The sequence below is a fragment of the Streptomyces sp. D2-8 genome, assembly GCF_023184515.1.
Taxonomy (GTDB): domain Bacteria; phylum Actinomycetota; class Actinomycetes; order Streptomycetales; family Streptomycetaceae; genus Streptomyces.
Genome location: NZ_JAAHBP010000011.1, coordinates 1 through 11895, shown reverse-complemented (window position 1 = coordinate 11895; position 11895 = coordinate 1). Strand labels below are relative to the sequence as shown.

At 71.3% G+C, this 11895-nt stretch carries 12 protein-coding genes; 7 read left to right on the top strand and 5 right to left on the bottom strand.

The genetic code is table 11. From position 1 onward, the window contains the following. Positions 1-160: 160 nt before the first annotated feature. The 4 genes from G3I77_RS20450 to G3I77_RS20435 all read right to left on the bottom strand — a co-directional run bounded on the left by G3I77_RS20450 (position 161) and on the right by G3I77_RS20435 (position 4494). On the bottom strand, positions 161-1150 hold the full coding sequence (locus tag G3I77_RS20450; protein WP_248505809.1) for a malate dehydrogenase: 990 nt from the start codon (positions 1148-1150) through the stop codon (positions 161-163). A gap of 346 nt (positions 1151-1496) precedes the next feature. Beyond that, a complete protein-coding gene (locus G3I77_RS20445) occupies positions 1497-2774 on the bottom strand; it encodes an XRE family transcriptional regulator (protein ID WP_248505808.1) in 1278 nt (425 codons plus the stop codon). A gap of 384 nt (positions 2775-3158) precedes the next feature. Beyond that, the gene (locus tag G3I77_RS20440; RefSeq protein ID WP_248505807.1) at positions 3159-3650 is read right to left on the bottom strand and encodes a DUF3017 domain-containing protein; all 492 of its coding nucleotides are present in this window, start codon (positions 3648-3650) and stop codon (positions 3159-3161) included. Further along, entirely contained in the window at positions 3640-4494 is an 855-nt protein-coding gene (locus G3I77_RS20435; protein ID WP_248505805.1) for a bifunctional methylenetetrahydrofolate dehydrogenase/methenyltetrahydrofolate cyclohydrolase, read from the bottom strand. Before G3I77_RS20435 ends, G3I77_RS20440 begins: the two co-directional genes overlap by 11 nt. A 277-nt stretch (positions 4495-4771) precedes the next feature. Between G3I77_RS20435 and G3I77_RS20430 the strand changes: the two genes are divergently transcribed. The 4 genes from G3I77_RS20430 (at position 4772) to G3I77_RS20415 (ending at position 8705) form a co-directional block, all read left to right on the top strand. Then, positions 4772-5350: a hypothetical protein gene (locus G3I77_RS20430; RefSeq protein ID WP_248505802.1), complete on the top strand. Its 579-nt coding sequence runs from the start codon at positions 4772-4774 to the stop codon at positions 5348-5350. A gap of 234 nt (positions 5351-5584) precedes the next feature. Then, entirely contained in the window at positions 5585-7150 is a 1566-nt protein-coding gene (locus G3I77_RS20425; protein WP_248505800.1) for a protein kinase, read from the top strand. Between the two features lie 83 nt (positions 7151-7233). Then, a complete protein-coding gene (locus tag G3I77_RS20420; RefSeq protein ID WP_248505798.1) occupies positions 7234-7950 on the top strand; it encodes an FHA domain-containing protein in 717 nt (238 codons plus the stop codon). A gap of 155 nt (positions 7951-8105) precedes the next feature. Continuing rightward, on the top strand, positions 8106-8705 hold the full coding sequence (locus tag G3I77_RS20415; RefSeq protein ID WP_248505795.1) for a M23 family metallopeptidase: 600 nt from the start codon (positions 8106-8108) through the stop codon (positions 8703-8705). Here the strand turns inward: G3I77_RS20415 and G3I77_RS41225 are convergent. Next, positions 8689-8922: a DUF397 domain-containing protein gene (locus G3I77_RS41225; RefSeq protein WP_374386060.1), complete on the bottom strand. Its 234-nt coding sequence runs from the start codon at positions 8920-8922 to the stop codon at positions 8689-8691. The two genes, G3I77_RS20415 and G3I77_RS41225, sit on opposite strands and share 17 nt — an antisense overlap. Here G3I77_RS41225 and G3I77_RS20410 point away from each other — a divergent pair. From G3I77_RS20410 to G3I77_RS20400, 3 genes are all read left to right on the top strand, one after another. Further along, positions 8921-9490: a peptidase inhibitor family I36 protein gene (locus G3I77_RS20410; protein WP_248505793.1), complete on the top strand. Its 570-nt coding sequence runs from the start codon at positions 8921-8923 to the stop codon at positions 9488-9490. The genes G3I77_RS41225 and G3I77_RS20410 overlap by 2 nt on opposite strands. Before the next feature lie 136 nt (positions 9491-9626). After that, entirely contained in the window at positions 9627-11372 is a 1746-nt protein-coding gene (locus G3I77_RS20405; RefSeq protein ID WP_248505791.1) for a serine/threonine-protein kinase, read from the top strand. 178 nt (positions 11373-11550) lie between these two features. Continuing rightward, on the top strand, positions 11551-11895 hold a 345-nt coding region (locus G3I77_RS20400), incomplete at its 3' end, for an ALF repeat-containing protein (protein ID WP_248505789.1).

Here is an 11895-nt window from a genome sequence, read left to right as displayed (position 1 = left end):
GGGTGGTGAACGCGCCGAGCCGGCCGGCGTCGCTCACGGCGAGTACCTCGCGCGGATGCGCCCGCGACCGGCGGCTCCGGAAAAACGCTGAGGGAAAGACCGCGGGCCCCGTACCGGAAGGAACCGGTACGGGGCCCGCGTACGAGCGGGAGAGGCTCGGTCAGATGAGGCCGAGGCCGCGGACCGCCTCGCGCTCCTCCTCGAGCTCCTTGACGGAGGCGTCGATCCGGGCGCGGGAGAACTCGTTGATCTCCAGGCCCTGGACGATCTCGTACGTGCCGCCCTTGGTGGTGACGGGGAAGGAGGAGATGAGGCCCTCCGGGACGCCGTAGGAGCCGTCCGACGGGATGCCCATGGAGACCCAGTCGCCGTCGGCGGTGCCGTTGACCCAGCTGTAGACGTGGTCGATGGCGGCGTTGGCGGCGGACGCGGCCGACGAGGCGCCACGGGCCTCGATGATGGCGGCGCCGCGCTTGGCGACGGTCGGGATGAAGTCGTCGGCCAGCCACTTCTCGTCGTTCACGACCTCGGCGGCGTTCTTGCCGGCGATGGTGGCGTGGAAGATGTCGGGGTACTGGGTGGCGGAGTGGTTGCCCCAGATGGTCAGGCGCTTGATGTCGGCGACCGTCGAGCCCGTCTTCTTCGCGAGCTGGGTCAGCGCGCGGTTGTGGTCCAGGCGGGTCATCGCGGTGAACCGCTCGGCCGGTACGTCCGGCGCGGCGGCCTGGGCGATGAGGGCGTTGGTGTTGGCCGGGTTGCCGACGACCAGGATCTTGACGTCGTCCGCGGCGTGGTCGTTGATGGCCTTGCCCTGCGGCTTGAAGATGCCGCCGTTGGCCTCCAGCAGGTCGCCGCGCTCCATGCCCTTGGTGCGGGGGCGGGCGCCGACGAGCAGACCGACGTTGGTGCCGTCGAAGGCGACGTTCGGGTCGTCCGTGATGTCGATGCCCTGCAGGAGCGGGAACGCGCAGTCGTCCAGCTCCATGGCCGTGCCCTCGGCCGCCTTCAGGGCGGGCGTGATCTCCAGCAGGCGCAGCTTCACCGGCACGTCCGCGCCGAGCAGCTGACCGGAGGCGATGCGGAAGAGCAGGGCGTAACCGATCTGGCCGGCCGCGCCGGTGACGGTGACGTTCACGGGAGTGCGGGTCATGGCGTTCTCCGTATGACAGCTGGCGGTGGGGCGGTCCCTGCCCCGGACGTTTGATCGATCTCTTGGCGTCAAGAGATCCATCCAGCGGTCAGGCTATCGCGCATCCGGGATCCCGGACGTCCGGGTCGGTGTGGCCCGGCCCACAACACCGTCCCCGCCCCGGCGTACGCCCCCGCACCCCACGCGAGAGGCGGCCGCCCGTCCGGGAGAGGAGGACGAAGGCGGCCGCCTGGGGGGATACCGACCATGCCGGACTCCCGTGGGGGTACGGTTCGCCTGCCCCCGATCCCGGTGGGCATTCCTGCCCCCTTCGGAGATTCTTCCCCCGGCCCGGCGGACCGCTCCCCTAGTCGGTGCAGCCCTGCTGCCCGGCCGCCAGCGTCGCGCAGGCCTTGGCGTCCGCGGCGCTCTTCACGGCCACCATCGGGGTGTAGGCGATGGCGTCCCCGGCCGCGGTGATGCTGCCGGTCTGCTTCGCCTTGCCCGAGCTGATCTGGACCTCGTCGCCCTGTACCGCCTGGGTGATACGCCCCCAGGCCGCCTTGCAGGTCTCGCTGTAGCGGACCTCGACGACGGTCGTGCCGACGGTCGCGGTCTGGGCCGTGGTCACCAGGTCACCGCTGCACCCCATGGCCTCCGCGTCCTTGCCGGTGCAGCTGTCGCCGCTGCACTTCACACCGGGCGGCAGCTTCGGGTCGGTGCTGACGGTCGGCGAGGGCGACTTGGCGCCGCCCTTGGCCTCGTCGTCGCCACCGCCGCCGGTGAGGTAGAACGCGCCGGCGATCACCACGAGTACGCCCACGACGCCCGCGAGGAAGGTCGCGGTCCGCTTCTTGCCCGCGGGCGCGGAGGCGGCGCGGCGGGTCCCCCCGGCACCACCGGCCCGGCCCGGGACGGCGTCATGCGGTTCGCCGTACGAACCCGCCCCGGCGCCGGATGCCCGGCCGGGGCCGCCGGGCGACCCGGTGGGGGTCCCGGATCCCCTGTCGGCGCCCGGACCGGCGGAGCGCCCGCCCGTCCGCGACGGGCCCTGGTACCCGGCCATCCCCCACGAGTTGACCTCGGGCGCGGCGGCCCGGCCGCTCTCCTCCCGCACACCCGCGCCGGTGGAGTCCTGGACCTCGGGAGCCGTCGGCTGCACCGGCACGCTCGGGGCCACACCGGCCGGTCCCGCGATGCCCGGGGTGACCGTGGAGCTGCCGCTCCGGCGGGCGGGCTTGCCGCTGCCCGCGGAGGCCGCTCTGCCCTCGCCCGCCGAGGCCGCCTTGCCACCGGCCTTGGGGTCGGTGAAGTCCTGCCCGCCGAACTCCCCGAGCGCGGCGCGCGCCTGGGAGATCCGGATGGCCTCCATCGTCATGTCGTGCCGCATCTCCGAGCGGCTCCAGGCACGCTCGGCGAGCTCCCACATGGTGGTCAGGTGCACCGGATTGGTGCCGGTGACCTCGGCAAGGGCCACGATCGCGCCCTTCGGCGCGAGCAGCCGGCCGTTCAGGTAACGCTCCCACGACGTCTTGCTGTAGCCCGTGCGGTCCGCCACCGACGCGATGCCGAGTCCGCTGCGGTCCACGAGCCTGCGCAGCTGGCTGGTGAACTCCCTGATCTGTGGATCGAGCTCATCCGGCAAGGCCCTCCAACGAGGCATTGCTCCCCCTCTTCCCCCCGGTCGTGCTGATATTTCTCGCGCTGTTCGCCCCGCGCGTGGCGGCCTGGGCCGAGTCCCCGTTCTGGATACCCACAGGGATGCGCCCACTCAGGATCTCAGTTCCCTGACGGGGGGCGCACAGGAGCATGGTGACCGCGCGCGATACACCCTGGACCGTCCCGATTGTCCCTGCCAACCCCGTCGACATACGACTTTGTGCCGTATCGAAAGCGAGACGTACCGGAACTGTCACTTCCGTGCCACAGCGCACTGACAGCCGTTGAACAGGCCGTTCGGGGTGCAGGAGGGTGGGTCGTGGGCGGCGGCCCGTCCTTCCTCGGGGGAGAGGACGGGCCGCCGTCCCCGTCATTCGTTGGTGACCGTGAAGTGCAGGGTGTCCTTCAGGAACGGGATCTGCAGCCACGGATTCGGCTGCACCATCAGCGCGAGCAGGACGATCACGCTGCCCAGCAGGCCGTAGGTGACGATGTCCGTGAAGCGGGAGCGGACGGCGAGCATGCCGACGTCCGGCAGCAGCCAGCGCATCACGCCACCGCCCAGCAGGGCGACACCGATCAGCAGCGTCCCGATCCGGAACTGGCCGAACGCGGTCACCAGCAGGCCGACCCCGGCCAGCCCCAGCACGGCGAGCACGGGCCACTGCCGCGCCGGCGCGGGAGCGTCCCCGGGCGCCGCCCGGCCACCGCCCTCGGGCCGCGCGGTGTCCTTGGTGAACAGCGGGAAGCGCCGGGTGACCCGCCGCGGCCGCCCTTCGGCGTCGGGCGCGCTGACGGGGTCCCGGACCGTGAGTTCCTCGGGTGACTCGTGCCCGCTCGGGGCCCCCTGCTCAGCCGACACTGCGCTCCGCCGCCTCGACCACGTTGACGAGCAGCTGGGCACGGGTCATCGGGCCGACCCCGCCGGGGTTCGGGGAGATCCAGGCGGCGACCTCGGCGACGTCGGGGTGGACGTCGCCCACGATCTTGCCCTCGGCGCTGCGGGAGACGCCGACGTCGAGGACGGCCGCGCCGGGCTTCACGTCCTCGGCACGGATCAGATGGGCGGAACCGGCGGCGGCCACGATGATGTCCGCGCGCTTGAGGTGCGCCGACAGGTCACGGGTGCCGGTGTGGCACTGCGTCACGGTGGCGTTCTCGCTGCGGCGGGTGAGCAGCAGCGGCATCGGCCGGCCGATGGTCACGCCGCGTCCGACGACCACGACCTCGGCGCCCTTGATCTCCACGCCGTAGCGGCGGAGCAGGGTCAGCACGCCGTTCGGGGTGCAGGGCAGCGGGGCGGGCTCGTTGAGGACGAGGCGCCCCAGGTTCATCGGGTGCAGCCCGTCCGCGTCCTTGTCCGGGTCCATCAGCTCGAGGATGCGGTTCTCGTCGATGCCCTTGGGCAGCGGCAGTTGCACGATGTACCCGGTGCAGGCCGGGTCCTCGTTGAGCTCGCGGACGGCCCGCTCGATCTCCTCCTGGGTCGCCGTGGCGGGCAGTTCGCGCTGGATGGAGGCGATCCCCACCTGCGCGCAGTCGCGGTGCTTGCCGGCGACGTACTTCTGGCTGCCGGGGTCGTCCCCGACCAGGATCGTGCCGAGGCCGGGCATGACGCCCTTCTCCTTCAGCGCCGCCACGCGGGCGGTCAGATCGGACTTGATCGCGGCTGCGGTGGCCTTGCCATCGAGAATCTGGGCGGTCATGGCTCCATCCTCGCGGATGACCCCGCCACGGTTCCAATCCGGCCGCAATCCGGGCACCGGGGGTTCGTCCTCCCGTATCCGCCCATGATCAGCGATGTTGCACTTGCACAACACATCGGGAATGCGGCTGGACAAGCCGGTCAGTGGTGAAGAACGATGAGCCGACAAGTGCCGCGGGCAGCTCAACGGGGGGACGGTCGCAATACTGAAGAACTTTCCTCCGTGCGGATGTCACGCGTCGTCCCCGCACTCGGATTTCAACGGAGGAAAGTCCCCCATGAGCTACGGCGACCCGAACAACCCCTACGGCGCTCCCCAGGGGCAGCAGCCGCAGCAGCCGGGCTACGGCTACCCGCAGGACCAGGGGCAGGCTCCCGGTTACGGCTACCCGCAGGCCCCTCCGGTCTCCCCCTACGGCGGCCCCGCCGCGCCGACCACGATGCCCGGCTCGGTGAGCGCGGCCCGCGTGATGATGTGGGTGATCGTCGGTCTGCAGGTCCTCGGCGTGGCCATCTTCGCCTTCTCCGCCGTGGCCCTCAACGCCGCGAAGGACGACGAGTCCCTCAAGGACAACACCGCCTTCCAGGACCTGGTCGGCGATTCGACCGGCCTGATCTGGGGCTACGTGGTGTTCGGCCTGGCCTGGCTGGTGTTCGCGGCCGTCCTGGCGACCAAGTTCAAGAACGGCGGCAACGGCGCCCGGATCACCATCCTGGTCTTCGCCATCATCACGGCGGTCCTCGGCATCTACCCGTTCGTCATCGTCGGCCTGGTGCACACCGTCCTGGCCATCCTGGTGGCCGTCTTCGTCGGCAACGCGGGCGGCAAGGCCTGGTTCAACCGCCCCCGGTACTGAACGGGCCCGGTCGACCGGACCAGTTCACGCCAATCACATCCAAGGGCCGTGTCTCACCCGTACGAGGGGGGCACGGCCCTGGTGCGTCGCCCTAGTCTGACGGTGGTAGCTGTTCAGGCACGGGGAGAGCACCTTGTACAGCATCGTCGTGGAACCTCCGCCGACCACGGAGGACGAGCGAAACCGGGCCCCCGTCGGACTCGCGCCCGACCTCGACCGGGCCGGGGCGAGAGGGTGACCGAGGCGTACGCCGTGCCCGTGCCCAAGGGCTACCGGGTCGGCGTCTGGGAGGTGCGCGAGCCCATCGCGACGGGCGCCTTCGGCAGCGTGTACGCGGCCCGGCGCGTCGGTGACGGCACCGGACTGCCGCCCACGGCCGCGCTGAAGTTCCTGCCCACCGGGACGGCCACGCCCCGCCGGCTGACCCACCTGCGCGAACTGGTCGAGCGGGAGGTCGAGCTGTACCGGCGGCTGAGGCATCCGCGGCTGGTGCGGATGTACCAGACGCTGACGGTCGACGACCCGGGCCATCCGGATCTGGACGGCGCCACCGTCCTCGTCCTGGAGAAGGCCGAGGGCAGTCTGTCGGCCCTGCTCGCCGCCACGCCCCGGCCCGCGTCCGGTCCCGCGCTGCTCGCGCAGATCGCCGAGGGCCTCGCCCAGCTGCACGACGCCGGCTGGGTGCACGGCGACCTCAAACCGGCCAACGTGCTGCTGATGGCGGACGGTTCGGTGCGCCTCGCCGACTTCAACATGGCCGCCGAGCTGGAGGGCACCCACGCCTACACGCCGGCTTTCTCCACCCCCGACTACACCCCGCCGGAACTCCTGTGGACCGAGATCGGCGAACGCGGCCGCCGCATCCGCCCGTCCGCCGACATCTGGGCCTTCGGCGTCCTCGCCCACCTCGTGCTCACCGGCTCCTTGCCGCTGCCCGGCGCCACCCCGACCGCCCGCCGCGACGCGGCGGCGGCCTACGCCCGCGGCGTCGACGAACTGCGCCTGTCGCCCGAACTGCCCGACGACTGGCGGGAGATCGTGCGCGCCTGCCTGACCCGCACGCACCAGCAGCGCATCGGCTGCGCGGCGCTGCTGCGGCGCGTGACAGCGGCCGCCGGCCCGGCCCGGCGCGCCTTCCGCCTGCCCGGCCCGCACCCCGCCCGCCATCGCTTCCGCCGCAGGTCCGTCGCGGCCGTCCTGGTCTCGGCGGCCACGGCCCTGGCCGCCCTCGGCTACGGCATCAGCGTCTGGGCCGGCGCCGGGGGCACCGGCGGCAGCGGCTCCGGCGCGACCGCGAACGTCACCGCCGCCGCGTACGGCGCCTCGGAACTGCGCACCGACCGGGGCGTTCCGCCCGCCTACCGCCTGCTGATCGTCGAGACGGCGCACGACTGCGACCAGAAGGAGGTCACCCCGGTCCTGATCGCCGCCATGCTGAAGGTGGAGAGCGACTTCGACCCGGACCTCTCCGACCCCGCCGACAACGAGTACGGCATCGCCCGCTGGACCCCGAGCGTCCTGCGCTGGTGGATGAACGAGGACGGCACCCCCGGCGAGACGGTCCCCCAGCCCCCCTTCCCACCCGCCGAGTCCATCCCGGCGATGGGCCGCTACCTGTGCTGGATCGCACCGCGCCTGCACGCGGACCTGCCGGGCGACCGGCGGGTCCAGATCGCGGCCGCGTACCGCAGGTCGTACCGGACGGTGAACGCGGCGGGCGGCGTGCCCCCGGACGTCCGCGCCTACGCCGGCCGCATCGCCCACTTCCTGGAGGAGTACGCGCCGCCCGGCAAGAAGTGACACGCCGATTTTGCCCAACCTTGAGGTAAGCGCACTCTCCCCTCCTACCCTGGGCTCAGTTTCTTCAGGGGGAGGAAGCCGTCATGCACAGCATCATTGTCGTGCCCATGGACAGCTCAGGCCCGGACGATCACATTCACCTCGACCCCTGCGAGTCCCTGACCTTCGGCCGGGCCGCACGACCACACGGTCCGCACCTGGTCATCCCGCACGAGGGCGTCTCCAGAGAGGCCGGCGAGATCACGGCCGCGGGCGCCTACTGGAGACTCAGCAACCTGAGCAGCGCACAGACGTACGTGGCCGAGAACCCGGAAGGTGCCGGCGAGCACATCAAGGTCCCTCCCGGCCGGCTCGACGCCCCGGTGCCCTTCGAGTTCTCGCGCGTGGTCCTGCCGGCCGGGAGCGAGTTGCTGAGCTTCGACGTATGGGCCCCGCGCCACGACTATCTCGACCGCACCGGCCCGAGGGGCGGGACCCGCACCGCGTCCGCCTTCCCGCTCGACCGTGGCAAGCGGTACTTCCAGGTGCTGGTCGCCCTGTGCGCGGCACGCCTGCGCGGTGAGCCGCACGCCCCCCTGCCCACCGCCGAGGAGCTCGTCGAGCAACTCCGCCCGCTGGCGGCGGCAACGTCATCTGCGACTGGGCGAAGACCACCAGGCCGAGGTCGGCCTTCAACAACGGCTACACCGGGGATCCGCACGCCGACGTCAAGCTCTTCCGCGAGGCCGACAGGAAGAAGCCGTTCGGATGCCTCCAGGAACTCCAGAAGATCAATTTTCCCGACCCCGGCGGCCTGGTGATCCGCTCCCACGAGTGGGTGTCAACCTGCTGAACCCTACGACTTTCGAGGTACCGCGTTCGCGGCTGCCACCGGATGCTCGACGAGTCGGCACCGAGAGCGACACAAGAACGACAGCAGAACATCAACGGGGAGATACGGATGAGGACAACAGACATGACCCGCCGCACGGCGGCCGTGGGACTCGCGGCCGGTGCGCTCGCGCTCTCCTTCGGCCTCGAGTCCGCCGGTGCGGCCACGGCGGCACCGACCTCCACCCCGGCGGCCGACGTGACCGTGGCGGCCGAGCCCACGTTCCAGATGCCGTTCGCCTGCAACACCCACTGGCGGCTCGATACCTACGGCAGCGGCCACAATCCGGCCCTGGACATCGTCGTGAAGGGCAACACGGGGTCGTCGGGCAAGTCGGTGTACCCCGGCTACAAGGGCAAGGTGGCCCGCACCTTCTGGGACCGGGGCGCAGGCAACGTCATCGTCGTCGACCACGGCAGCGGCTGGTACACGGCGTACTACCACCTCAAGGACAAGCACGACAAGTACGTCCAGAAGGGCGACACGGTCACCGCGAAGACCAGGATCGGCCGCATCGGCGCCACCGGCAGCAACAGCGGCGGCTGGGCGCACCTGCACTACGAGCAGCGGTACAAGTCCAACGGCATCCCGACGGAGGCCAACCGCAAGCCCGTGCACTTCAACGGCAAGCGGTACACGGGCACGGGGAACACGTGGAAGGACGTCGTCAGCAAGAACTGCTGACGTAATCGACGAAGAGGGCCCGGTCCTGGTGGGGGAACACCAGGACCGGGCCCTCGGCGTTCTTGGAGTCACGGACGGGCCCCGGAGGCCGGACCGTGTGGTGCGAACTCCCGGCACCACCCTGAAACATTGCAGGTACTGCTTCGCTGCGACGACGTCCAGAGTGATGTGTGCGCCGCCACGGGGGATGGCGCTTCGACCACACAAGGAGTGACATGCGCACAGCACGCTTGATGACCACTGCGATCGCGACGGCCACCCTGGGGGTGCTCGTCTCGACAGGAGCGGCACAGGCCCAGCCGTCCGCCGGTCACGGGGTTCTGGCCTCGTACCAGGGCAAGACCATCGACCTGTCCAAGGGCTGGCAGGGCGCCCACACCTGCGCGGTCTTCACGCAGGACGACATCCGCTGCTACAGCAGCGCGGCAGCCGGTGAAAAGGCGTCCGGCTACAACCGGGCCGCCGACTCGGTGGCACTCGGCGCCGCCGAGGTGGGCGCCGCCGCCGTGCCCGCCTGCGCACGCGACTGGCTGTGCCTGTACCAGTACAAGAAGGGCGAGGGCAAACGGCTCATCTTCAAGGACGAGCACTGGCAGAACCTCGATGACTACGGCTTCGACAACAAGACGTCGTCGTGGCGGAACAACCAGGGGGACGGGGACACGGGGAAGCTGGCTCGATACGAGAACGGCAGCACCAGCGGCTGGAACATCAAGCTCAGCGCGAAGGGCTACGTGAGCGACCTGGGTTCCAAGGACAACCAGGCCAGCTCGGTCCACGGCTGACGGCACAAGTACACACGTACACACGTGATCTACGGCCCGCCGGATCTCCGGCGGGCCGTTCGTCTGGACGGTAGCCTTCCGTCAAACTGCCGTGACGCGAGCGTTAGTTGCGGGTCCGCAGCACATCGGGGGAGCCATGTCAGACCAACGGCCGATGCCGCCGCACTCTCCGGCGTCCGGGTACGCCGCGTTGGAGCAGGCCGGCGCGAGTCCCTTACGTGCCAGGGATCCGGGGCAGATCGGCCCCTACGTGCCCCTCGGGTTACTCGGCAGCGGCGGCATGGGCCGCGTCTACCTCGCCCGCCCCGCGGAAGGCACCCCCGGTCTCGCCGCCGTCAAGGTGATCCGCCCCGAGTACGCCGAAGACCCCCGGTTCCGGCGGCGCTTCGAGCGGGAGGCCTCCGTGCACACCCGGCTGCGTACGCCGCACGCGCCCCACCTGCTCGGCAGCGGGTTCGAGGACGAGTTGCTGTGGATGGCCACCCGGTACCTGCCCGGCCTCAACCTCGCCGACGCCGTCCGCGAGTGCGGTGCGCTCGAGCCCGCCGGGGTGTGGAAGCTGGTGGCGGAGCTGGGGCGGGCGCTGTCGGCGCTGGCCGCCGCCGGGGTCGTACACCGGGATCTCAAGCCGTCCAACGTGATCCTGTCGCCGCAGGGCGCGCACGTCATCGACTTCGGCATCGCGCGGGCCGTCGACAGCAGCTCGATCACCACGACCGGCAACCGGGTCGGCACGCCGGCCTACATGGCGCCCGAGTACCTGCGCGAGGGCCGCTGCGACACCGCCTCCGACGTCTTCTCTCTCGCGTGCACGATCGTCTACGCCGCCACCAGGCGGGCCCCCTTCGGGGACGGCACGGGCGTGGACGTCATGCACCGGGTCGCCTTCGAAGAGCCCAAGCAAGAAGTCATGGCCGAACTGACGTCCGCCGCCCCCGCGTTGGCCGCGCTGCTGTCCGCCTGCCTCGCCAAGGACCCGGTCGGGCGACCCACCCCGCAGCAGTTGGTCGACGCGGCCGCGGCGACCGGTCACGGCCCCACTCCTTCCTGGCAGGAACCGCTGGCCACCCGGCTGCTCGCCCGGCAGCGGGGCTGTCAGTTGCTGGAACGTTCCTCCGCCGAGGAGACCGGCCACTTCCGTGCGCCGACGCCGCCGGAACGGCACCGCGACCCGGCGACGCCGCCCGTTCAGGACGCCTCCTCCGCCGCGCCCCCCACCGGCGAGCACGCTGACCGCCGTAAGCGACAGGCGCCCTATCTCGCCATCGCAGGCGTCATCGCCGTGTTCGTCGTGGCCGCGGGCGCCTTCCTCCTCACCCGTCCGGACTTCTACGACACGGCATTGGCCTCGCCGACAGCCTCCACCGACGTCACTCACATCGACGGACCGGCCTCGGTCCTGCCCGGCTCCTCCGCCTCACCCTCCGCCACCGGGGAGAAGAAGCCCGGCACGGAGGAGGCGAAGGAGGAAGCGCGGGAAGACGCCGACAGTGATTCGTCAAGGCCAGCGGGTCGTGCCGGCGGAGCAGGAGCCACCCCCGACGGCGCCACCGCGACCTCCGGCAGCGCCGATACCGGGAGCGGCGACAGCGCCCCGGCCCCCACCGGGACTGCGACGAGACCCGCCACCCCGCCCTGGATCTCCGAGTGCACCCACTACTCCGGCACCGAACTCACCCGGCGCGGCGACCGTGGCCGGCGCGTCGTCCAGGTGCAGTGCATGCTGACCGAACGCGGCTACGACGTGGGCGGCACGGGCGAGGACGGCCGGTTCGGCAAGGACACCGACGCGGCGGTGCGGAAGTTCCAGCGCGCCGGGGGACTGAACTCCCACGGCAAGGTCGGACCCGAAACGTGGGCGGCACTGCGCAGTTCGAAGTGACGGGTGTGCCGGGTGGCCCTCGGCCACACACCGGCAACGGCACAGCCCGAGGACTGCCCGCCCTTGGCAGTGATCCACCGAACCGGGAATGCGAGCATGCCCGGGTCGGTGGCCACGGCACCCGTCCGGTGCCCGCCCCGCTCACCCCGATTCCCTACACCTGAAGGCAGGTCCACGCATGAGACTCACCCGCGGTGCACTGATCGTCGCCGCCACCGTCCTGACGCCGGCCATCCTGCTCACCTCCCCGGCCTTCGCCGCCGGCTCGCCATCCGCGTCCACCGCGGTGACGGCGACGTCGCAGACGGACGGCACGCCGGTGGACGAGATGGACGAGCATGACCTCCGTGTCGCGATCCTGCGCATCCTGGCCGACGAGGACAGCGGCCGCGGAGTCACCCGCGAGGCCAACGAGGCGCTCGACGGCACCGTGGAGGACATGCGGGAGTTCCTGAAGACGGGCTACCGCCTCGCCCAGGCCGAGGACGACCGCGTCGCCATCGCCCGCATCCTCGCCGACCCG